Origin of the sequence: Nisaea sp. (assembly GCF_965216895.1) — a bacterium.
GTDB lineage: Bacteria > Pseudomonadota > Alphaproteobacteria > Thalassobaculales > Thalassobaculaceae > Nisaea.
The window spans coordinates 2,150,416-2,172,500 of the sequence record NZ_OZ244205.1; the positions used below are offsets into that span (position 1 = coordinate 2,150,416).

The 22,085-nt window shown below is 64.0% G+C and carries 25 protein-coding genes; 2 read left to right on the forward strand and 23 right to left on the reverse strand.

What is annotated here, in order from left to right; genetic code table 11:
• Nucleotides 1-33 precede the first annotated feature (33 nt).
• Nucleotides 34-723: a DUF1194 domain-containing protein gene (locus tag ACOOE1_RS10310; protein WP_420406262.1), complete on the forward strand. Its 690-nt coding sequence runs from the start codon at nucleotides 34-36 to the stop codon at nucleotides 721-723.
• Here the strand turns inward: ACOOE1_RS10310 and ACOOE1_RS10315 are convergent.
• The 10 genes from ACOOE1_RS10315 to ACOOE1_RS10360 are packed head-to-tail and all read right to left on the reverse strand — an operon-like array spanning nucleotide 720 to nucleotide 13,202.
• Entirely contained in the window at nucleotides 720-1,769 is a 1,050-nt protein-coding gene (locus tag ACOOE1_RS10315; protein WP_420406263.1) for a histone deacetylase family protein, read from the reverse strand. The genes ACOOE1_RS10310 and ACOOE1_RS10315 overlap by 4 nt on opposite strands.
• Before the next feature lie 12 nt (nucleotides 1,770-1,781).
• Complete coding sequence (locus ACOOE1_RS10320; protein ID WP_420406264.1) at nucleotides 1,782-3,314, reverse strand: acyl-CoA carboxylase subunit beta; 1,533 nt, start codon at nucleotides 3,312-3,314, stop codon at nucleotides 1,782-1,784.
• A 51-nt stretch (nucleotides 3,315-3,365) separates the two neighbouring features.
• The gene (locus tag ACOOE1_RS10325) at nucleotides 3,366-4,061 is read right to left on the reverse strand and encodes an ATP12 family chaperone protein (RefSeq protein WP_420406265.1); all 696 of its coding nucleotides are present in this window, start codon (nucleotides 4,059-4,061) and stop codon (nucleotides 3,366-3,368) included.
• A 3-nt stretch (nucleotides 4,062-4,064) separates the two neighbouring features.
• Entirely contained in the window at nucleotides 4,065-7,511 is a 3,447-nt protein-coding gene (locus ACOOE1_RS10330; protein WP_420406266.1) for an AsmA family protein, read from the reverse strand.
• Nucleotides 7,477-8,160, reverse strand: a complete 684-nt coding sequence (locus ACOOE1_RS10335) for an HAD-IA family hydrolase (RefSeq protein ID WP_420406267.1) — start codon at nucleotides 8,158-8,160, stop codon at nucleotides 7,477-7,479. Before ACOOE1_RS10335 ends, ACOOE1_RS10330 begins: the two co-directional genes overlap by 35 nt.
• Nucleotides 8,161-9,159, reverse strand: a complete 999-nt coding sequence (locus ACOOE1_RS10340) for an RluA family pseudouridine synthase (RefSeq protein WP_420406268.1) — start codon at nucleotides 9,157-9,159, stop codon at nucleotides 8,161-8,163.
• The gene (gene crcB, locus ACOOE1_RS10345) at nucleotides 9,156-9,536 is read right to left on the reverse strand and encodes a fluoride efflux transporter CrcB (protein WP_420406269.1); all 381 of its coding nucleotides are present in this window, start codon (nucleotides 9,534-9,536) and stop codon (nucleotides 9,156-9,158) included. Before crcB ends, ACOOE1_RS10340 begins: the two co-directional genes overlap by 4 nt.
• Nucleotides 9,533-10,432 (reverse strand): hypothetical protein, encoded by a 900-nt coding sequence (locus ACOOE1_RS10350; RefSeq protein ID WP_420406270.1) that lies wholly within the window; start codon nucleotides 10,430-10,432, stop codon nucleotides 9,533-9,535. The genes crcB and ACOOE1_RS10350 overlap by 4 nt, the downstream gene beginning before the upstream one ends.
• On the reverse strand, nucleotides 10,422-11,720 hold the full coding sequence (locus ACOOE1_RS10355; RefSeq protein ID WP_420406271.1) for a replication-associated recombination protein A: 1,299 nt from the start codon (nucleotides 11,718-11,720) through the stop codon (nucleotides 10,422-10,424). Before ACOOE1_RS10355 ends, ACOOE1_RS10350 begins: the two co-directional genes overlap by 11 nt.
• Nucleotides 11,721-11,723: 3 nt before the next feature.
• Complete coding sequence (locus ACOOE1_RS10360; protein WP_420406272.1) at nucleotides 11,724-13,202, reverse strand: Do family serine endopeptidase; 1,479 nt, start codon at nucleotides 13,200-13,202, stop codon at nucleotides 11,724-11,726.
• A gap of 120 nt (nucleotides 13,203-13,322) precedes the next feature.
• Between ACOOE1_RS10360 and ACOOE1_RS10365 the strand changes: the two genes are divergently transcribed.
• The gene (locus ACOOE1_RS10365; protein WP_420406273.1) at nucleotides 13,323-14,444 is read left to right on the forward strand and encodes a hypothetical protein; all 1,122 of its coding nucleotides are present in this window, start codon (nucleotides 13,323-13,325) and stop codon (nucleotides 14,442-14,444) included.
• A gap of 78 nt (nucleotides 14,445-14,522) precedes the next feature.
• On the opposite strand, the gene rplQ is transcribed toward ACOOE1_RS10365, so the two are convergent.
• The 13 genes from rplQ to rpsN all read right to left on the reverse strand — a co-directional run bounded on the left by rplQ (nucleotide 14,523) and on the right by rpsN (nucleotide 22,081).
• A complete protein-coding gene (rplQ, locus tag ACOOE1_RS10370; RefSeq protein ID WP_420406274.1) occupies nucleotides 14,523-14,960 on the reverse strand; it encodes a 50S ribosomal protein L17 in 438 nt (145 codons plus the stop codon).
• A gap of 65 nt (nucleotides 14,961-15,025) precedes the next feature.
• A complete protein-coding gene (locus ACOOE1_RS10375; protein ID WP_420406275.1) occupies nucleotides 15,026-16,042 on the reverse strand; it encodes a DNA-directed RNA polymerase subunit alpha in 1,017 nt (338 codons plus the stop codon).
• A gap of 116 nt (nucleotides 16,043-16,158) precedes the next feature.
• The gene (gene rpsK / locus ACOOE1_RS10380) at nucleotides 16,159-16,554 is read right to left on the reverse strand and encodes a 30S ribosomal protein S11 (protein ID WP_292884804.1); all 396 of its coding nucleotides are present in this window, start codon (nucleotides 16,552-16,554) and stop codon (nucleotides 16,159-16,161) included.
• 36 nt (nucleotides 16,555-16,590) lie between these two features.
• A complete protein-coding gene (gene rpsM, locus ACOOE1_RS10385; protein WP_420406276.1) occupies nucleotides 16,591-16,959 on the reverse strand; it encodes a 30S ribosomal protein S13 in 369 nt (122 codons plus the stop codon).
• 181 nt (nucleotides 16,960-17,140) lie between these two features.
• A complete protein-coding gene (locus ACOOE1_RS10390; protein ID WP_420406277.1) occupies nucleotides 17,141-17,716 on the reverse strand; it encodes an adenylate kinase in 576 nt (191 codons plus the stop codon).
• The gene (secY, locus tag ACOOE1_RS10395; protein ID WP_420406278.1) at nucleotides 17,713-19,056 is read right to left on the reverse strand and encodes a preprotein translocase subunit SecY; all 1,344 of its coding nucleotides are present in this window, start codon (nucleotides 19,054-19,056) and stop codon (nucleotides 17,713-17,715) included. The genes ACOOE1_RS10390 and secY overlap by 4 nt, the downstream gene beginning before the upstream one ends.
• Before the next feature lie 29 nt (nucleotides 19,057-19,085).
• On the reverse strand, nucleotides 19,086-19,589 hold the full coding sequence (rplO, locus tag ACOOE1_RS10400; RefSeq protein WP_420406279.1) for a 50S ribosomal protein L15: 504 nt from the start codon (nucleotides 19,587-19,589) through the stop codon (nucleotides 19,086-19,088).
• A gap of 57 nt (nucleotides 19,590-19,646) precedes the next feature.
• On the reverse strand, nucleotides 19,647-19,856 hold the full coding sequence (gene rpmD, locus ACOOE1_RS10405) for a 50S ribosomal protein L30 (RefSeq protein ID WP_420406280.1): 210 nt from the start codon (nucleotides 19,854-19,856) through the stop codon (nucleotides 19,647-19,649).
• Between the two features lie 15 nt (nucleotides 19,857-19,871).
• On the reverse strand, nucleotides 19,872-20,426 hold the full coding sequence (rpsE, locus tag ACOOE1_RS10410; protein WP_420406281.1) for a 30S ribosomal protein S5: 555 nt from the start codon (nucleotides 20,424-20,426) through the stop codon (nucleotides 19,872-19,874).
• 13 nt (nucleotides 20,427-20,439) lie between these two features.
• Nucleotides 20,440-20,802: a 50S ribosomal protein L18 gene (rplR, locus tag ACOOE1_RS10415; RefSeq protein ID WP_420406282.1), complete on the reverse strand. Its 363-nt coding sequence runs from the start codon at nucleotides 20,800-20,802 to the stop codon at nucleotides 20,440-20,442.
• Between the two features lie 11 nt (nucleotides 20,803-20,813).
• Nucleotides 20,814-21,347: a 50S ribosomal protein L6 gene (rplF, locus tag ACOOE1_RS10420; protein WP_420406283.1), complete on the reverse strand. Its 534-nt coding sequence runs from the start codon at nucleotides 21,345-21,347 to the stop codon at nucleotides 20,814-20,816.
• A gap of 14 nt (nucleotides 21,348-21,361) precedes the next feature.
• Nucleotides 21,362-21,760, reverse strand: coding sequence for a 30S ribosomal protein S8 (gene rpsH / locus ACOOE1_RS10425; RefSeq protein WP_420406284.1), 399 nt, complete (start codon nucleotides 21,758-21,760; stop codon nucleotides 21,362-21,364).
• Between the two features lie 15 nt (nucleotides 21,761-21,775).
• Nucleotides 21,776-22,081, reverse strand: coding sequence for a 30S ribosomal protein S14 (rpsN, locus tag ACOOE1_RS10430; RefSeq protein WP_420406285.1), 306 nt, complete (start codon nucleotides 22,079-22,081; stop codon nucleotides 21,776-21,778).
• Nucleotides 22,082-22,085: the final 4 nt, after the last annotated feature.

The following is a 22,085-nucleotide window of genomic DNA, read 5'->3' on the forward strand; positions in this document are numbered from 1 at the left end:
CAGGTTGCGGAAACGAAGCATGAAGGTGAGAGCTTGCGGATACTGAAAACGGTTCTGGGCCTCTGTCTCCTGCTGCTCGCCCCGTCCTCCATTGCGCAAACCGACCATCCCGTCGACCTGGAACTCGTCCTCGCGCTCGACTCCTCGGCCAGCGTCGACCGCTTCGAGTTCGACCTGCAGCTCCGCGGCCTCGCCCTCGCCTTCGGCGATCCCGAAGTGCAGGCCGCGATCGAGGGCGGCGCCTTCCAGGCCATCGCGGTTTCCCTGGTCGAATGGTCCAGCGTCGACCGGCAAGCGGTCAGCATTCCCTGGCGCCTGATCGACAGCCCGGAGAGCGCCAACGCCCTGGCGGCCGAAATCGCCGACTCGCCCCGGATCGTGGAGACCGGCGCGACCTCCCTCTCGGCGGCGATTTTCTACGCGGTCCCCCTCTTCACCACGAACAGCTATGCCGGCCAGCGGCAGGTCATCGACATATCCGGCGACGGCTTCAACAATTCCGGTCGCACCATGCGCGACGGGCGCGAGTTCGCGAGAGATGCCGGGGTAATCGTCAACGGCCTCGCGATCCAGAACCAGGTGCTCGATCTCGGCGGCTATTTCGAGGAATACGTCATCACCGGCCCCGGCGCCTTCGTGATCACCGCAGACGATTACGAGGACTATGTGAAGGCGATCCGGCGAAAGCTGCTCCGCGAGATCCGGGCGGGGCCGATCTCCTAGCTCCGGGCCCCCTCGAAACCGCCCAGAAACGCCGCGAGGTTGGCGCCGAGCTGGTCCGAGATGTAGCCGCCCTCCTGCACCAGCAGGCTCGGCTGTCCGGCCTCCGAGATTGCCTGTCCCATGCGCCGGAAGCCGTCCGTCGTGATCTTGCAGTAGGCCAGCGGGTCGGCCTCGGAGGCGTCGAGGCCGAGAGCGACGACCAAAGCGTCCGGCTTGAAGCTCGCTACCGTTTCCAGCGCGTCTCCGAGGACCTCCAGATAGGCATCGTCGCCGGTGCCGCGGGGGAGCGGGTAATTGACGTTGGCGCCCGCGCCGTCGCCCTCCCCCGTCTCGTGCGCGAAGCCGGTGAAGAAGGGGTAATATTCCGCCGGATCGCCGTGCAGGGAGACGGTCAGCACATCGCCGCGCGCGTAGAAAATGCCCTGCGTGCCGTTGCCGTGATGCACGTCCACATCGAGGATCGCGACCTTGGCCGCGCCGCGGTCGCGCAGGCGCTGGGCGGCGATGGCGGAGTTGTTGAGGAAGCAGAAGCCGCCCGCCTGGTCGGCATAGGCATGGTGCCCCGGCGGACGGCAGAGCGCGTAGAGGTAGGCTCGCCGATTGCCTGCATCGAGATCGTCCGCCAGGAAATCCGCTGCGGTCACCGCAACGTCGGAGGAGGCAAGCGCACCCTCCCAGGTGCCGGGGCCGATCGGGCAGGCCGTATCCGCCTGGTAATGGCCCGCCTGGGCCACGATATGCCGCGGGGGCTGGGACATGTTGCGGCCGGAATGCACGTTCGGCACGATCTCGTCCGCATGGTCGGGCAGCTCACACCAGCGCGCCCAACCATTCTCAAGAAAATCTAGATAACCTTCATCGTGGATCCGGGCCACCGGCCCGACCCCGTGCGCCTTCGCCGGCACCGTCTCGTGCCCGGCTTCCGTTGCCGCCTTGAACAGGATTTCCGCCCGTGCGGGCTTCTCGGGGCTTTTGCCGATCGCGCCGCGCATGATGAAGCGTTTCGGGGCGTGCGCCGCATGTCCCTCCGTGTAGACCACTCGCATGTCCGGTACTCTCTAGAGCGGGATGTTGTCGTGCTTCTTCCAGGGATTCTCGAGCTGCTTGTTCTTCAGCATCGATAGCCCCCGGCAGATCCGGCGCCGCGTGTTGTGTGGCATGATGACGTCGTCGATATAGCCGCGCGCACCGGCAACGAAGGGATTGGCGAACTTGTGGCGATATTCCTCTGTGCGCTCGGCGATCTTCTCCTCGTCGCCGAGGTCGCCGCGGAAGATGATCTCCACCGCGCCTTTCGGTCCCATCACCGCAATCTCCGCCGTCGGCCAGGCGAAGTTGAGGTCGCCGCGCAGATGTTTCGAGCTCATGACGTCATAGGCGCCGCCATAGGCCTTGCGTGTGATCAAGGTGATCTTCGGCACCGTGGCCTCGGCATAAGCGTAGAGCAGTTTGGCGCCATGCTTGATGATGCCGTTATATTCCTGAGAGGTGCCCGGCAGGAACCCCGGCACGTCGACGAAGGTGACGATCGGGATATTGAAGCAGTCGCAGAAGCGCACGAAACGCGCCGCCTTCTTCGAGCTCTCGATGTCGAGGCAGCCGGCCAGCACCATCGGCTGGTTGGCGACAATTCCTACGGTCGAGCCCATCATGCGGGCGAAACCGATCAGGATATTGCCCGCGAAATTCGGCTGGATCTCGAAGAAATCGCCCTCGTCGACGACCTTCTCGATCAGCTCCTTCATGTCATAGGGCTTGTTCGGATTGCTCGGCACCAGCGTGTCGAGCGACATTTCCGGACGGTCCATCACGTCCGAGGTCGGCCGGACCGGCGGCTTCTCGCGGTTGTTCGCCGGCAGGAAGTCGATGAAGCGGCGGAGCTGCAGCAACGCCTCGACGTCGTTCTCGAACGCGAGATCCGCCACGCCGGACTTGGTCGAGTGGGTGACCGCACCGCCCAGTTCCTCCTGGGTCACGGTCTCGTGGGTCACCGTCTTCACCACATCCGGGCCGGTGACGAACATGTAGGAGCTGTCCTTCACCATGAAGATGAAATCGGTCATGGCCGGCGAATAGACCGCGCCGCCGGCGCAGGGGCCCATGATCATGGAGATCTGCGGCACCACGCCGGAAGCGAGCACATTGCGCTGGAACACCTCGGCATAACCGCCGAGGGAGGCGACGCCTTCCTGGATCCTGGCGCCGCCGCTGTCATTGAGGCCGATCACCGGAGCGCCGACCTTCATCGCCTGATCCATCAGCTTGCAGATCTTTTCCGCATGGGCCTCGGACAGCGATCCGCCGAATACGGTGAAATCCTGGCTGAAGACGAAGATCATGCGGCCATTGACGGTGCCGTAGCCGGTCACCACGCCGTCGCCCGGCACCTTGTTCTCGGCCATGCCGAAATCGGTGCAGCGGTGCTCGACGAACATGTCCCATTCCTCGAACGAGCCTTCATCGAGCAGGATCTCGATCCGCTCCCGCGCGGTCAGCTTGCCCTTGGCATGCTGCGCCTTGACCCGCTTCTCGCCGCCGCCCATGCGCGCGCCGTCGCGCATTTCCTCGAGCCGCTGAATGATGTCCTGCATATGCGTCTTCTCCCCTGAACGCGCAACGATAGGCCCAGCTTGTGCAGCGCGTCAAACCCGGCACATGGCGATGAACCGCCCGGCATTTTCCATGTCACGGGCGAGCGCCTCGCGCCGCGCCGCGGCCTCGGAATCCTCGCCCCACCGCTCGACCTGAAAGAGCTCGTCGAGCAAGGCGAGTTCGACGCCTTTCGCCGGATCGACCCTGCCTTCCGCCACCGCGAGGGCGATGACAAGAGAGCCGAACCCGGTGGTGAGCTGATAAAGGCCGGAGAGCACGAAATCATCATAGCCCGCGACACCGAGGCGGAGCGCCCGCAAAGCCGGCTCCGGCTGTACCGCCGGCATGATCCCGGCGGTCACCGTCAACCGGGCGTCGAATCGCCCCTCCGCCCAGTCGAGCAAAGGCTGCCACGAGGCTCTCTGCCGCTCCGCCAGGTCCGCCGGCGCTTCCGCGCGGTAGCAAACAAGGTCGGAACCGCCATAGGCCGCGATCTGGTCGATCACGGCGTCGCGCTGTGGTGTCACCCGGTCGATCCCGGTCGAGGCAAGCGACATGAAAGGCATGGTTGCCGGTTCGATCGTCTCGCCCTGGGCGTCCCATTCGGCCGCGATCTCCGCGGCCAGTCCCTCGACCGGCAGCAGAAGCGGTGCCTTGGCCGGGGTTCGGATCGGCCGCCCGTCGAGCTGCACCTGATAGCCACCGTCCGCCGGACCGACGGTCGCGGTCTTGTAGAAACGTTTCACGCGTTACTCCAGAAGCTTCTTGATCCCGCCGAAGATACCGTCGACTGCCTTCGAGGGAAGTTTCATGACCTCGTCGGCGGGCTTTGAGGCCGCGCCCTTTTTCTCACCGGCCGACGTGTCGGACTCCGCGCCGGCTTTTGCCGCTTCTTCCGGGCTCTTGCCTTCCGCCAAGGCAATGGCGGCGGGACATGGATCGCCGCTGGATCCGACCGAGACCAGCGGCAGCACCAGGGCGAAGGGATTGATCGCGGTCATGGCCACCGAACCGGCCCCGATGGCAGCTGTCTTCGCCAGGCCGACCGCGTCCGGCAGGATCGTCGGATTGGTGAAAGCGCCATTGATCCGGATCGGGGTCGCGAGGCTGACGAAGCTGAAGTCCTTCGGCTTCGGGTGAAGGATGAAATCGACCGTTTCGTCCCGCAGGTTCACGGTCCCGTCACCACCAACCGTCACCCGGGAACTGTCGACCAGAAACACGGTCGAATCGGCAGTTCCGTCCTTGATGTCGAACCGCGACGCCATGCAGTTGAGCGCGCCTTCCTTCTCTGCGGTCCTGCCGACGAACGGCAGCAGGCTGGTCACCAGATCGGCGGCGATCAGCTCCCAGTAAGTGTTCGAGATCTTCCCGTCCTTCATATAGATCGCGGCATGCCCGCCAACCGTGTCCATCGTCTCGCGCGGCGTCCGGCCGGTCGCTGTCAGCGCGACCGAGGCATTGCCGTAGCCGCTGATCACGTCGCTGTCGAAATACTCCCGTAGCACATTGCCGAAATGGGCCTCGGTCCATGTCCCGTCGAGCGAAATATCGGCCACCGGTGCCTTGCTTCCATCGATCCTTGCTTGAAACTTCGCCAGGCCCTCGTTGAAGACTCCTTCAGAGGGAAAGACCGTCAGCACGCGATCCTGAAGCCTCGCCTTGAGATCGAGATTTCTCGCATTCATGCCGGGCAATCGAAGTTCCGCCGCCATCAGGTCCAGAGACCCGTCCGCCAGGTCCAAAACCTCGATCGGGAACGGCTTGTCGAGTAGTTCGTCATTGTTTCCGGGCGCTCCTCCGGCCGGCGTGGAATGCTCGCGGTTCGCCGCGATCCGGTCATCGAGATAGGGCTCGAGATCGAGCCGGTTACTCTTCAGGACGATATCGAACTTCGGACGGCTGCCTTCGAGGCCCAGCTTGAACGATCCGGTCATGTCGGACTGACCGATTTTCGCGTCGAGCCCCGAGAGGGTGAAGCTGGTGAACCGGTCGTCGACCTGGACCAGCGTGAGCTGTCCCTTGACTGCGACGCTCTCCCCGGAAACCCGGCCGGTCACGTCGAACGGCAGTGCCTGGCCTTCCTGGACCAGCGCCTTGATCGACGGAAACCGGCCGGAGATGTCGACCTCTTCCGCGCCAAAGCTGCCTTTGATCCGGCCGGCAAACGGATCCTCCATCGACTCCGCCTTGAGCGAGAGGGTTTCGATCTCGACTCTCTCGGCCGCCCCGGCGTTCGTCGGCAGATAGCTCACTCCGGTCATATCCAGACCGAATTTTCCGTCAATGCCGGAAAGGACCGCAGCGATCGTGCGCCCTTCCCCGATGAGATCGACATCGATGTCGGCCCGTCCTGAGACCCGGCCATCGATGTCGAAACGTCGCGTTGCCATGGACAGGTCCGCACCGTTCCACAGAATGCGGGAGGAGAGCCGGAGCTTCTCGTCTTCCGACGGTTCGATGCGGGTAGAGGCCTGCAGACGCGCTCCAGCGAGAATAATCTCCGGGATCGAAAAGGAGAGGACCTCGTCGCTCAGGGTCACGGCTATGTCGACCTGCTCCACCTTGTCCTGAGCCGCGATCACTTCGGCCGCACGGATATGAGCCTCGCCCTCGAGCCCCTTCAGAGCAAGTTGCTTGAGCGGCGTATCCAGCCCGAAATCGCCGGCATTCTCGAACAGTCTAAGAGTGGATTCGGGGTTCGTACCGGCGATGTCCAGGTCGATTGAGAATTTCGAGATCGAGAAATCACGGCCGGCCTGGGGACCTTCCGGGTCCCTGTACCGGACCACCGGGATTGCCATGTCGCCTTTCACCGTCGCACCGGCGATCAGTTCGCCCATCCGGGTGCCGGAGGTCTGAATTTGCAGGGCGAGATCCCCGCCTGCCTCCAGACCGCGCGCATCGACGGCCGTGCCGAGGAGTCGATCGAAATCCGCGCCCTTTATCGAAAGGCCCGCACGTCCGGAAAGACCGCCTCCCTCCCGCGCGATATCCGCCTCGAGCCGGAACGGCGAGCCCGCATAAACCGCCCAGAACGGCACGATGCTGAGTTTCCCGTCCCGCATCTCCGCCGTCAGGATGATATCCGAGACATCCGCCGCCGAGCTTCTGAGGTTCTTCACGTTCAGGGAAAGAGCGACATCGGCGGCATCCAGCCATTCGGCCGGCACGCGCTCGTCGAGCATATCGCGAGGATCGCCGGAGGAGTCCTCCTGCGCGCCGCGCTGGCCTGCGCCTCTGGTCACTGCCTCGAGCGGACGCAGATCGATCACCTCGGATTTCAGCGTCGCGGAGATCCGGGGAACTTTCCCGGAGCTGTCGAACTTGAACTCACCGGAAAGATCGGAAGACAGCGCCGCAACCTTCAAATCCTGAAGCGCGATGTTCACGGGGACCCCGTCCTCATAGGCGAACAGAAGCTTGCCGGAGACCTTGAACGGCTCGCCCATGGCTTCGCCGGAGATATCGAACGGCTGCGGAGCGCTCGCATTTCCGAGCGCCACGGCGGGCGGCAGTTTTCCGGACAGCGCGATCCGCTTTCCGTTGACCGACAGGTCCACGATCGCGTCGACGGGATTTTCGAGATCCGGCGCATCGAGATCGATCGACGCGATATCGACCCGATGCCGAACCCCTCCGGGCCTGTCGTTATAGACAAGCTCCACATCGATCAGCGTCAGGCTTTCGAATACGGGGAACACACCGCCGCGTCCGCCCGGGGATATTGGCCCCTCGTCCTCGGCAGCCTCGATACCGGGAAACGCCCAGTTCGCGCGCCCACCGGCGTCGCGCTCGAGATTCAGGCTGGCATGCTCGATGAACAAGCTCTCGACGATGACGATCCCGTCGAATATCCGGTTCAGGTCGAGATTGGCCTCGAGTATCCCGATGCTGACCATTTCGGGTGTCTCGGCCCAGCCGGCATTCCGGAAACTTACATCCTCGAGACGGAATTTCGGGGTCCAGGACAACTCGTAGCTGAGCGGGCCCGCAATCGTCAATGAGCGCCCCGTCGCCTTCTCGACCTGTTCGGCGACAAGCGTTTTCACATCCTCGGAGTCGAGCCTGAGGACGAATATCGCGGCGCCGGCAACTGCGACGAAGACAAGCGCCAGAAGGCCGAGGAGGCCATATTTCAGAAAGCGCATCACGCCGCTCCTACTTGTTCTCCAAGAGCCGCTCGACTGCCGCATCGAGCTCGTCGAAATGGTCGATCACTGCGCCCGCTCCATAAGAACAGAGCGCGTCCCGCTCGTGATACCCCCAGGTCACGCCGACAGAAGCCACCGCCGCATTGCGCGCCAGTTCGAGGTCATACACCGTGTCGCCGACCATGATCGTGTCGCGCGCCTCGACACCGGCCTCGTCCATTGCCTGAAGAAGCATGCCGGGATGCGGTTTTCCCGGCGCCGTGTTCGCTGTCTGGATACTGACGAAATAATCGATCAAGCCATGCACCTCCAACGCGTGACGGGCGCCTCTGGTTCCCTTCCCCGTCGCGAGAGCGATCAGATATCCGGCCGCATCCAATCGCTCGATCACCTCCCGGGCGCCGGGCATCAACGGTTCGTGCCGCTGGCCCCGATCCAGCTTGTCGCGGTGATCCTCCCGGTAGGCCACGACCAGCCGCTCGTAGACACCCGGTTCATGGCCCGGCAGCAGGGATCGGAAAATGGTCTCGAGCGGCAATCCCACACCGGCCCGCATCGATGCAGGGTCCGGGGCAGCGAAACCGTGATCAGAGAATGCACGGGTCATTGAGGCGACAATATGGTGTTGGCTGTCGATCAGGGTTCCGTCCATGTCGAAGACCACGAGCCGCAGGGGATCGCCTGCCGCCATCTAGACCTCCTCGCGCAGCGCGTCGGCCCCGCCCTCCGGGTCGAAACCGAAGAACTCCCAGGCCTTCAGCATGTGCTCCGGCAGTGGCGCGGTAACCCGCAAGAGCGACCCGTTGGGACGCGTGACCTCGACCTCCCGCGCATGCAGATGCAGCTTCCGGGAGAGCCCCTCGGCGACGAGGAACGCCTCCTGCCCGCCATACTTTCCGTCGCCAACGATCGGCGCGCGGCGCTCCATCATGTGAACACGGAGCTGATGGGTGCGCCCGGTGACCGGGCTGAGGGCGACCCAGGCGACCCGCTTGGCAAGCTGCTCGACCACCTCGTAGTCGGTCTGTGCCTTCTTGCCCTCCTCGAAATCCACCGCCATCTTTTCCCCGGCCTTGCCCGGGAGTTTTGCGATCGGAAGGTCGATGCGGGCGGCCTTCGGCTTCACCTCGCCGACCACCAGCGCCCAGTAGATCTTGCGCGCGGTCTTGGCGCGGAAGGCGGCCGTGAGCCAGCGCGCGGCGGCCGCCGAGCGTGCGATCAGCAGCGCGCCGGACGTATCCTTGTCGAGCCGGTGCACCAGCTTCGGCCGCTCGGGCTTGTCAAAGCGCAGCGCGTCCAGCATCGCGTCGAGATGGATCGTCTGTCCGGTACCGCCCTGGGTCGCGAGACCGGCCGGCTTGTCGAGCGCGATGACATCGTCGTCCATGAAAAGGATGCGCCGGCGCAGATCCTCGGCGAGCGCCGCGTCCGGTTCCGGCACTTTCCTCGACCGTCTGTCTGCCGCCGGTACCGCGGTCTCGGCTTCGCCCATCGGCGGCACCCGGACCTCCTGGCCGGTTTCCAGACGCTGGTTCGCCTTCGCCCGTTTGCCGTCGACCCGGATCTCTCCCTTGCGCAGCAGTTTCTCGAGCCGCCCGTGCCCGAGCCCCGGATAATGTTTCTTGAACCAGCGGTCGACCCGCATCTCCGCTTCGTCGGCCTTGACCGGGACCGTCCTGACACCGCTCATGCGAAAATTGCCCTCATCACGGCGAGACCGGCGAACATCGCCAGAATGGCTCCCGCCACCGAAACCGCGACATATATCCCTCCGAGCATCAGGTTTCCGCGTGTCGTCAAGTGGGCGAAATCGAGCGCAAATGCCGAGAAGGTGGTGAAGGACCCGCAGAAGCCGACCAGCAGGAAAGCGCGGGCCTCAAGCGGCAAACTGAACCTGAAGGCGAGCCCCCCGGCGAGGAGTCCCAGCAGAAAGGACCCCGTGACATTCACCGTGAGCGTTCCGTAGGGAAAACCCAGGCCGAGCCAGTGCATGGCGAAAGAGCCCACCTTGTGGCGGGCAAGCGCACCGCACGCTCCGCCGAGCGCTATGGCCATGAGCATTTTCATCCGCGCTTGCTATCCCAAGCGGCGCCGAATATCCAGCCTTCCCTCGCGGCCGCCGGATGTTGCGCCTGCCGCCAGAGCGAACGCTCGGAGGAAAGCGCGCGAAGTGCAGCGGCCGAGATCAGGGCGTCGGCCTCGTCTTCAGTCCGGACCGGCGGCAGCGACCCGCTCTGCGAGCCGTAATGTGCCAGTACGGACGCAAGATTCGCGGGATCGCTCCAGGCGCGCGGATCACCGCCCGCGCGGCGAAAAAAGAGCCGCGGAAAGATCTCGACCACTGTCAGCCGTCCGCCCGGTTCCGGATCGAACGGCCAGATGCGGACTTCCGGACCGGCCTGCCGAAGCCTGTGAAGCAATCTCATTCCCGCAAGAGATCCGGTGCCCACATTCGCCGCGCCGATGCATTTGAAGACGGGGTGCGGCGTTGTCACAGCCGAGGACGCCGACTCTGTCCGGCGCTGGCGATGGCGATACAGATCGCCGAACCATCCCGGCGCCATGAAGTAATCGCGGTAGGGCAAGTCGGAACGCTGGTAGAGCGCCGCGCCGTAGAGTTCGGGGTCCTTTTCAGCGGCTTTCTCGACCAATGCCCAGACTTCGCTCGGTCCGGCCGGCGTATCCTCCAGCCCGGGGAAATAGCTCCCCTCGTCCTCGTACGGATAGCAGAAGGCGAAATCGAACCCTGCAAGCACGCGCTGTCCAGCGGAGACCGTCGCGACGACATAGGTGAGCACATCCTGCCGGGACCAGACCCCGCTGTCTCTATACGGACTCGGCATGACCTTCGGCAGTCCGTTTCCGGGGTCCGCCGCCGCAACCTGGATACCTTTCGTCCGCGCGCCCTTCGCCCCGGACCAGTCGATCCCGAGATAGAGATCGAAACCGCCGTCAGCCGTCATCGCCGCCTCTCTGGCGGCGCAGCTTGTCCCAATAGGCCAGACGCTTCTGCACCTCGCGCTCGAAGCCGCGCTCGACCGGATTGTAGAAGCGTTCCCGCTGCATGCCGTCGGGGAAATAGTTCGCGCCGCTGAACCCGTCCGGCGCGTCATGGTCGTAGGCATAGCTCTTGCCGTAGCCGAGATCCTTCATCAGGTTCGTCGGCGCGTTCAGGATGTTTGCGGGCGGCATCAGGGAGCCGGTCGCCTTGGCCGCGCGCTTCGCGGCCCCGGCGGCCTTGTAGGCCGCGTTGGATTTCGGTGCCGTGGCAAGATAGATCACGCATTGCGCCAGCATCAGATCGCCCTCGGGCGAACCGATCCTGTCGAAAGCGTCCCAGCAGGCGAGCGCCTGGGGCAGCGCCGCCGGGTCCGCCATGCCGATATCCTCGGACGCAAATCGGGTCAGCCGGCGCATGATGTAGCCGGGATCCTCGCCGCCGGCCAGCATGCGGGAAAGCCAGTAGAGCGCCGCATCGACATCCGAGCCGCGGAGCGACTTATGCAGCGCACTGATCAGGTTGTAGTGCTCTTCCCGGTTCTTGTCGTAGACCGGCGCGCGGTGCTGCACGGTCTGGGCGAGCGCCGCGGCGTCGAGCAGAGGTTCCGGCGGCAGCATGAAAACCTCCTCCGCGAGGTTCAGCAGATAGCGGCCGTCGCCGTCCGCCATCGCCTTCAACGCCTCGCGCCCCTGGTCGGCCAGCGGCAGCTTGCGGCCCTCGATCTCTTCAGCCCGGGCGAGCAGCTTGTCGAAAGCCGCATCGTCCAGCCGACGCAGCACAAGCACCTGACAGCGCGAGAGCAGCGCCGCATTGAGCTCGAAAGAGGGGTTCTCCGTCGTCGCTCCGACCAGCACCACGGTGCCATCCTCGACATAGGGCAGGAATCCGTCCTGCTGGGCCCGGTTGAAGCGGTGGATCTCGTCGATGAAGAGCAGCGTGCCCCGCCCCATCTGACGCCGCTCCTTCGCCCGGTCGAACACCTTGCGGAGATCGGCGACGCCGGAGAACACGGCGGAGAGCGGCTCGAACTCCATGTCGGTGCCGTCCGCCAGCAAGCGGGCGATCGTCGTCTTGCCGCAGCCGGGCGGCCCCCAGAGCAGGATCGAGGCCACCCGTCCGCGCGCCATCATCCGACCAAGCGGCGCCTCCGGACCGAGCAAGTGATCCTGCCCCACCACTTCGGAGAGCGTCTTTGGCCGGAGCCGGTCGGCGAGCGGCCGCGGCGCTTCGGTTTCAAACAGGCTTGCCACCTTCTATCCCTTGATTTCCGTCGTCAGCACCTGGCCCTCGCGGCGGATCGAGATGCGCCAGGCATGCTGGCCCGCCAGCATCGCCTGCTCGAGCGTGGCGACCAGCTCGATCCTGGTGCCGTTGACGTCGGTCACGACATCTCCGGGCCTCAATCCGATCCTTGCCGCCGGCGACTGCCGCGCGACCTTCAGGATCACGACCCCGCGCGCCATGTCATCGAGCCCCTGCTCCAGGGCAAAGGCCGGGGAGAGGTTGGCGACTCTGGCTCCGGCCAGCGGATGCTGGCCCTGCAGGTCGCGCACATCCGGTTCCGGCCGGGCGAGCGGCGGTCGCATCGGGACATCCAGGGACAGGCGTTCGCCGCGGCGCAGAATCTCGATCTCGGCGATGCTTTCGAGCGGGCGGGTCGCTACGCGGTAGCGGAGCGCCTGTTCATCGATGATTTCCCGTCCGGAGATCTTCAGGATGATGTCTCCGACCCGGATCCCGGCATTCGCGGCGGGTCCGTCCGGATAGACGTCCGTCACAGCCACCCCGATCGGGCGCGACAGACCGAACTGCTCGGCAAGGTCCGTGGTCATGGTCTGCCCAGACACCCCGAGCCAGGGCCGGACGATCACACCCTTGTCCACGCCTTCGAGAATGGTGCGGACCATGTTGGACGGCACCGCGAAGCCGATTCCGACAGAACCGGCGCCGCTGCCCTGCCGATTGCTGAAGATCGCGGTGTTGACCCCGACAAGCTTTCCATCCATCGAGATCAGAGCGCCGCCGGAATTGCCGGGATTGATCGCCGCGTCGGTCTGGATGAAAAAGCTGTAGTCGGTGATCCCGAGCGCGGTTCGCGCGAGCGCCGAGATGATGCCGCTGGTCACGGTCTGGCCGACCCCGAACGGGTTGCCGATCGCGAGGACGATATCGCCGACCTCCAGTTCGTCACTGTCCCGAATCTCCAGAAACGGCAGATTTTCGCCATCCGTGTCGAACTTGAGCACCGCGAGATCGGTGCGCTCGTCCTGGATCAGGATCTTCGCGTCGAACTCACGCCGGTCCGCGAGCACGACTGTGATCTCGTCGGCGCCCTTGATGACATGGGCATTGGTCACGACAAGCCCGTCCGGCCGCATGATCACTCCGGAGCCGAGGGACTGGGCGGTCCGCTTGCGGGTCTCGCCCGGAAACACGTCGCCGAAAAAACGCCGGAAGAAAGGATCGTCGAACAGCGGCGAGGCGCGCCGCTCCGTGACCTCGGCGCGAGCATAGATATTCACCACCGCCGGCCCGACCTTCCTGACGAGAGGAGCGAAGGAATACTGGATATCTTCACGCGAAGACGGCACTTGCTTGACGGACTGAGCGACCGCCGGCGCTCCGGCCAGGATCGACAGAACAAGCCCTCCGGCAAGTGCGGCCCGCGCCGCCGGGGCGAAAATCCGGGCCATGAAAATGTCGAAAAACCGATTGGAATCAGGTCCCCGCATCAGTCGCTTTTCCACTAGTTGTCACAAAAACCGGTCGAATGTACGCTATCCTATATGGGCTGACGGTGCATGGGGCAAAAGGGACGCACCTGACGTGCCGGGCCGGGAACGGAGGGTTTCATGCCAGGCGAACGGGACGCCGGGAAAACCACGATCTCCAGAGCCGGAGAGCTAGCGGATGCGCTTTGCCATTTCGGCGACAGCGACCGCGAGATCGCCGAAGCCCGGGCCTGCTACGATTCTCTCTACGAACTTGCCCGCGACCATAGCGGATCGCCCGATATCCGGGACCGTCTGATCTGCGGCGCCCTGCGCCTCGCCGCCTGCCATGCCCGGCGCAAGGAAATTACCGCCATCCGGGATGTCCGTACTCGGCTCGAGCGATATGCCAGCGCGCATCCCGACGATCCGGGCATGCGGCGCGGCTACTGCGAGCTTTCGGTCACGCTATGTCTCGAATATGCCCGCCAGGGCAAGGACCGGGAGGCGGACCAGACCTTCGAGGAGATCCGCACCATTGCGGCCCGTCATCCGTCCGACCGCCTGCTGCGATCGACCCTCGCCAAGGCGATCGCGAACCGGATCGCCGCCCATTGCAACGAACGCCGCACGCGCGAGGCCCGGCATCTGCACCGTTCCCTCTGCGCCCTCGCGGAAGTGCCGAACAGCCGTCCGGATACCATGCTGCACCGGGCCAACGGCAGCTACAATCTGGCAACCTATCTCGCGCGATCCGGGGCGCCGGAGAAAGCGCGCGAGATCTATTTCGACCTTGCACGCTTCGTCGGACAGCGCGCACCGGACCCGGAGCTTGCCGAGGTCCTGGCGGATGCCGGCTTTGCCCTTGTCACGGTCTTCGGCGACAGGGACGACCTGAGCTCCGCGGAAGCTGTCTATCGGGATCTCCAGCACCGCGCCGCCCTCGACGACGCGATGGTCGGCAAGGCCGCGCTGGCGGCCTTCAACCTGATGACGGACTTCTGCCGGGACGGCAATGTCGGCAAGGCAAGACAGGTCTATGACGATATCCTCGCGCTCTCGGCGGCCCGGCCGGAGGACGAGGAGATCGCCCTGGTCCATGCCAAGGCCTGCGCCAACCTGCTGCTCACCGCCGACGCGCTGGACGATGCCGCCCATGCCGACCTGCTGAGCCAGGAACTCACCCAGCTCGTCGCCGCCTGGCCGGACGATGCCGAAATCTGGGAAATCGCCGCGAATCTGGCGCCGCTGGATCACGCCTGACCGAATGCCGGAGACCCGGAAAAAAGGAAAGGCGGCCCGGAGGCCGCCTTCGCTTTTCGTCGGAACGCGTGGGCGCGATCAGATCGCGGCCGGCATCGCGCCGTCGAGCTCTTCTTCCTCGACATGGACCGGACCGGAGTCCTGGCCGCGGGCATCCTCGTCCCGGTCGACCAGTTCGATCACGGCCATCGGGGCGCTGTCGCCATAGCGGAAGCCCGCCTTCAGGACACGGGTGTAACCGCCCTGACGGTCCTTGTAGCGCTCGGCGAGGACGTCGAACAGCTTGCGCGTCATGCCCATGTCCTGCAGCTGCGACATCGCCTGACGGCGGGCGTGCAGGTCCTGGCGCTTGCCGAGGGTGATGAGCTTTTCCACGACGCTGCGCAGGTCTTTCGCCTTCGGCAGGGTGGTGACGATCTGCTCGTGCTTGATCAGCGCATTGGCCATGTTCTTGAACATGGCTTTGCGGTGGCTGGCGGACCGGTTGAACCGGCGGCCTTTAAAACGATGTCGCATCGCGAAAACTCCAGTTTCTCATCTTCAAGTGCCTCACGGCACTGCGCGTTACGGCTTTAGGCCGCTCAGAACGGCTCTTCGAGCCGCTTGGCAAGCTCTTCGATGTTGTCCGGCGGCCAGTTCGGGATATCCATGCCGAGCGCCAGGCCCATCTGACCCAGAACCTCTTTGATCTCGTTGAGGCTCTTGCGGCCGAAATTCGGGGTTCGCAGCATTTCCGGCTCGGTCTTCTGAACCAGGTCGCCGATATAGACGATGTTGTCGTTCTTCAGGCAGTTCGCGGAACGTACGGAGAGTTCCAGTTCGTCCACCTTGCGGAGCAGGTTCTTGTTGAACGGAAGCTCGGTCTTTTCCTCGGCCTCGACCACCTGCTGCGGCTCTTCGAAATTGATGAAGAGCTGGAGCTGGTCCTGGAGGATGCGGGCGGCATAGGCAACCGCGTCTTCCGGGGTCAGCGAGCCGTCGGTTTCGACGGTCACGGACAGCTTGTCATAATCAGTGACCTGACCGACGCGGGTGTTGTCGACCTTGTAGGTGACCTGGCGCACCGGAGAGAAGATCGCATCGACCGGGATCAGGCCGATCGGCGCGTCTTCCGGACGGTTGGCGCTCGCCGGAACGTAGCCCTTGCCCGTCTCCACGGTGAATTCCATCGACAGGCTGGCGCCGTTGTCGAGCGTGCAGATCACCAGGTCGGGGTTCATGACCTCGATATCGGCGCCGGCCTCGATCATGCCCGCGGTGACTTCGCCCGGGCCCTCGGCTTTCAGGCGCATCTTGCGCGGGCCTTCGCTGTGGGCGCGCAGCGCGATCGCCTTGATGTTCAGCACCATGTCGGTCACGTCCTCGCGGACGCCGGCGACGGAGGAGAACTCGTGAAGCACACCGTCGATCTGGACCGCGGTCACCGCCGCGCCCTGGAGGGACGACAGCAGGATGCGGCGAAGCGCGTTGCCGAGGGTCAGACCGAATCCACGCTCCAGCGGCTCCGCCACGATCGTTGCCTTGCGGGCGGGATCCGAACCCGGTTGCACATCGAGCTTGTTCGGCTTTATCAGAGCCTGCCAGTTCTTCTGAATCACGGGGGTGACCTCATCGCTATCGAGACCCGCGGGCCTCTAACTTATGCTTTCGGCCCCGAAACCGACTGCTTCGGGGCCAAGGCGCTATCGGTCGGGCGGCCGAAGCCGTCCGTTCCTTAGACCCGGCGACGCTTCGGCGGCCGGCAGCCATTGTGCGGGATCGGCGTGACATCACGAATGGAGGTCACGGCGAAGCCGACGGACTGCAGCGCACGCAAAGCGGACTCGCGCCCCGAACCCGGGCCGCTGACTTCGATCTCAAGGGTCTTCATGCCATGCTCGGCAGCTTTCTTGCCGGCATCCTCGGCCGCGACCTGGGCCGCGTACGGGGTGGACTTACGGGAACCCTTGAAACCCATTGCACCGGCGGAAGACCAGGAGATCGCGTTGCCCTGGGCGTCGGTGATGGTGATCATGGTGTTGTTGAAGGACGCGTTCACATGCGCGACACCGGAAGTGATGTTCTTCCGCTCGCGACGCTTAACGCGTGCCTGGGTCGGTTGTTTAGCCATTAAATTGCCGCTCCGGCTTGTCGGGACACGCCCGAATTACTTCTTCTTACCTGCGATGGCCTTCGCCGGGCCCTTGCGGGTCCGCGCGTTGGTGTGGGTCCGCTGCCCCCGTACCGGAAGGCCCTTGCGGTGCCGCAGGCCGCGATAGCAGCCCAGATCCATCAGACGCTTGATGTCCATCGCCACCTTGCGGCGCAGGTCACCCTCGACCACCTCGTCGCGGTCGATGACCTCGCGCAGGCGCGCGACTTCGTCTTCGGTCAGTTCATGCACACGGCGTTCGCGCGGGATGCCAACGCTCTCACAAATCTTTGTGGAGGTGGTCCGGCCGATACCATGAATGTATGTCAAAGCAATCTCGACACGCTTTTGCGTCGGGATATTCACGCCTGCGATGCGCGCCACGAGCAAACTCCTCAGTACAACGCTTGTCAGCGTCCAACAAAAATACGGGTCGGAAGACCCAGGCACCGAACTCGGAAAATTCGCGCAAGCGAATACGCACGGTTTCTCCGAAACCGAGGGCGCGGATTATACGCAACCGGATTGCCGAGTCAACCGGTTTACCCGCACCTCAAATCCAATCTCAGGCCGCCACAATCGCGTCGATCTGAGCACTCACCTTGTCGATGGAGGCCATGCCGTCCACCGTCTTCAACGCTCCTTTGTCCGCATAGTACGGAATGATCGGAGCAGTCTGTTCCTTGAACACGTCGAGCCGCTTCTTCAGCGTTTCTTCATTGTCGTCGCTGCGGCGCTCGGCTTCCGGTGTTTCCGCGATCCGGGTCCGGATGCGGTCAAACAGGATCGCCTCGTCAACCTTGAGCTCGATCACGTGATCTATTTTCAGGCCCTTTTCGGCCAGCATGCCGTCGAGGGCATCCGCCTGCGCGACCGTGCGCGGGAAGCCATCGAGGATAAAACCGTTCTTGCAGTCGTCCTGATCGATCCGTTCGGAGATCATCTGAACCATGATGTCGTCGGAGACAAGGCCTCCGGAATCGATGATGCTCTTTGCCTTCAGGCCGACCTCGCTGCCCGACGCGATCGCCGCGCGCAGCATGTCGCCGGTGGAGAGCTGGACGATCTTGAACTTGTCCTCCAGGCGCTTCGCCTGGGTCCCCTTTCCGGCACCCGGAGGGCCGAGCAAAATCAGATTCATCGACGTTTCCCCCTCAATTTTGATTTTTTGATCAGGCCCTCATACTGATGCGCCAGCAGATGCGACTGGATCTGGCCCACAGTATCCATGGTCACCGTCACGACGATGAGCAGGCTGGTTCCCCCGAAATAGAAGGGTACCTGATACTGGCTGATCAGGATTTCCGGCAGGATGCAGACCGCCGCGAGATAGGCGGCGCCCAGAACCGTGAGCCTGGTCAGCACATAGTCGAGATAGTCGGCCGTGTTCTTGCCCGGGCGGATTCCCGGGACGAAACCGCCGTATTTCCGCAGATTGTCCGCGGTGTCGGCCGGATTGAAAACGATCGCGGTATAGAAGAACGCGAAGAACACGATCAGCGAAACGAAAACCGCCAGATAGAGGGGCTGGCCGCGCCCCACCATCGCAGTGAAGGTGGTCAGCCATTCCGGTCCGCCGCCGCCCGCCGTGGTCATCTGCGCGACCGTGACCGGCATCAGCAGGATCGAACTGGCGAAGATCGGCGGAATCACGCCGGACACGTTGATCTTCAACGGCAGGTGAGAGTTCTCACCCCCGAACATCCGGTTACCCACCTGGCGCTTCGGATACTGGACCGTGATCCGGCGCTGCGAGCGCTCGATGAACACAATGCCGGCGATCACCGCCACCGCCATCGCCAGGATCAGCACGATCACGGCGGCGGACAGCGCGCCCGTCCGGCCGAGCTCGAGCGTCCCGGCGAGCGCGGAGGGCAGTTCCGCCACGATGCCGGCGAAGATGATGAGCGAGATACCGTTACCGACGCCGCGCGCGGTGATCTGCTCGCCGAGCCACATCAGGAAGACGGTTCCGCCCACCAGCGTGATCACGGCCGTCGCGCGGAAGAAGAACCCGGGATTTCCGACCGCCGTACCATCCGCCATGGATTCCAGCCCGACGGAAATCCCGTAGGCCTGGAAGGTCGCAAGCAGCACCGTCAGATAACGGGTGTACTGATTGATCTTCTTGCGCCCGCTCTCGCCTTCCTTCTTCAGGGTCTCGAGACTGGGCGACACCGCGGTCATCAGCTGCATGATAATGGCCGCGGAGATGTACGGCATGATGTTCAGCGCGAAGATCGTCATACGGCCGAGCGCACCGCCGGCGAACATGTCGAACATGCCCAGGATGCCGCCGGCATTCTGCGAGAAGATCTGCTCCAGCACCGCCGGATCGATGCCCGGGATCGGGATATAGGTCCCGAGGCGATAAACGATCAACGCACCCAGTGTGAACCAGATGCGTTTCTTGAGTTCCGTCGCTTTCGCGAAGGCCCCGAAGTTGATCGATGAAGCGTATTGCTCGGCGCTGGATGCCATGTCGCTGAACCCAATCGGTGGATGTCAGACTACTCGCTGGTCGAGTCGCCTGCTTCTTTGGCCGGTTTCGCGGTAGCCGCCGCAACCGTCACGGAACCACCGGCCTTCTCGACCGCCGCAATCGCGGCCGCCGACGCGCCGGCTACTTCCACCTTAACCTTGGCCTTCAGCTCGCCCGTTGCAAGCAGGCGGACGCCGTCGCGCAAGCGACCGACAACGCCGGCAGCCTGAAGCGCCGCGGCATCGATGGTCTTCTTGGCGTCGAGCTTGCCCGCGTCGATCGCCGCCTGGAGCGTGCCGACATTGACCGGCGCGTATTCCTTGCGGAACGGGTTCTTGAAGCCCCGCTTCGGCAGGCGCCGGTGGATCGGCATCTGGCCGCCTTCGAAGCCGTTGATGGCAACGCCGGAGCGCGAGGTCTGACCCTTCTGACCCTTGCCCGCGGTCTTGCCGAGACCGGAACCGGCGCCGCGGCCGACCCGCTTGCCCGACGGACGCGCGCCCGGATTATCGCGAAGTTCGTTGAGTTTCATCGTTCTTGCCCTCGTTCCGGCAACGGCCGGATCGCCTTGATGTTCTGCCTGGCCGCCTTAGGACGCGTCTTCGACGCGCACCAGATGGGCGACCTTGCTGATCATGCCGCGAACCGCCGGGGTATCCTCCAGGGTGCGCGTGCGGTGCAGTTTGTTCAGGCCCAAGCCGACCAGCGTCTGGCGCTGGTCCTTGGTCCGGCCGATCGGGCTGCCGATCTGGGTGACCGTGACCGTCTTGTCGGCCGTCTTTTTCTTCGTTGCCGCCATGGCTCTTCTCCGTCCTTAGGCCTGAGCCGCTTCGGCGTCGGCGCCGGACCGTCCGAAGATCTCGGAGACCTTCTTGCTGCGCTTGGCCGCAACCGCGCGCGGGGACCGGACGTTCTTCAACGCCTCGAAGGTGGCCTTGATCATGTTGTGCGGGTTGGAGGTCCCGGTGGACTTCGCCACCACGTCCTGCATGCCCAGCGCTTCGAAGATCGCACGCATCGGACCGCCCGCGATGATGCCGGTACCGGCCGGAGCCGACCGAAGGATCACCCGGCCGGCGCCGAAGCGACCGCCGATGTCATGGTGCAGCGTACGACCTTCACGCAGCGGCACGCGAACCATGCCACGCTTCGCCTGCTCGGTCGCCTTGCGGATCGCTTCCGGCACTTCCCGAGCCTTGCCCGCACCGTAGCCGACCCGGCCGCGACCGTCACCGACAATCACCAGAGCGGCGAAGCCAAACCGGCGACCGCCCTTCACAACCTTGGCGACGCGGTTGATACCGACCAGCTTTTCAACCAGTTCCGGTTCGTCGCGCGCGTCGCGATCTCGTCTTTCGCCTCGTGCCATGTCCCGGCCCTTTCTAGAACTTCAGTCCGGCTTCACGCGCGGCATCGGCCAAGGCCTTGACACGCCCGTGATAGCGGTACCCGCCGCGGTCGAACACGACGTCGGTGACGCCCTTGCTCACCGCACGTTCGCCGATCAGCTTTCCGATCTGCGCAGCCGCGTCCTTGTCGGCTCCGGTTTTCAGCGAGCCGCGAACGTCCTTCTCGATGGAAGACGCGCTCACGAGAGTCTCGCCCTTCAGATCGTCGATGACCTGCGCGTAGATGTTCTTGGAGGACCGGAACACGGAGAGCCGGGCCTTGCCATTCGCCTTCGCCCGCAACGCGGTACGTGTCCGCTCGCGGCGACGCTGGAAGAGTTTCTTTGAGTTCAGCATGCCCCGGTTCCTTACTTCTTCTTGCCTTCCTTGCGGAGGATGGTCTCGGTCTCGTACTTGACACCCTTGCCCTTGAAGGGCTCCGGCGGACGATACCCGCGGATTTCAGCCGCGATCTGACCAACCCTCTGCTTGTCGGCGCCATGGATCGACACGGATGTCGGCTTTTCGCACTTCATCGTGATGCCTTCCGGAATCGGATAGGTCACCGGATGGCTGAAGCCGAGCGACAGTACGAGGTTCTTGCCCTCGACCGCCGCACGATAACCGACGCCGTTGATCTCGAGATTGATCGTGAAGCCTTCGGAAACGCCCGTTACCGCGTTCTGCACGCGGGCGCGCATCGTACCCCACATGGCACGGGAACGCTTGGACTCGTTCTTCGGCGTCACCTTGACCAGATTGTCCTCGATCGCAATGTCGACATCGTCGCTGAGCGGGACAAAGAGCTGGCCGAGCTGGCCCTTCGCCGAGAAGGCGTCCGCGCCGATTTCGGCGGAGACACCGCTCGGAAGAGCGATCGGGTTTTTACCAATACGTGACATTGTCCTGGCTCCGATCAGAATACCTGGCAGAGGACTTCGCCGCCGACATTGGCAGCGCGGGCCTCGTTGTCGGACAGGATGCCGCGCGGGGTCGACAGGATCTGGATACCCAGACCGTTGTAGCACCGCGGCAGGTCCTTGATCTTCGAATAGACCCGACGGCCCGGACGGGATACGCGCTTGATTTCGCGGATCACCGGCTCACCGTCATGGTACTTGAGTTCAATCGTCAGTTCGCCGATGCCTGTGCGGATTTCAGCGCTCGAATAGCCGCGAATATAACCTTCGCGCATCAGAACTTCGAGCACATTGCTCCGCAGCTTCGACGCCGGGCTGGACACGACGCTCTTACCAGCGGTCTGGCCATTCCGGATCCGGGTCAGCATATCCCCGAGAGGATCACTCATCGTCACTGTCAGACTCCTCTCTTACCAGCTAGACTTGACCATGCCCGGGATCTGGCCGATCGAGCCGAGATCACGCAGGGCAATGCGGGACATCTTGAGTTTACGGTAATAACCGCGCGGACGACCGCTGACTTCGCAGCGGTTGCGCAGACGGATCTTGGCACCATTCCGCGGCATCTCGTTCAGCTTCAGACCGGCCTTGAACCGCTCTTCCATCGGCAGATCCTTGTCAGCGATAATCGCCTTCAGGCGCTTACGCTTCGCGGTATCCCGCTGGACCTGCTTCTGACGGTTGAGGTTTTTCTCGATCGCGCTTTTCTTCGCCATGAAT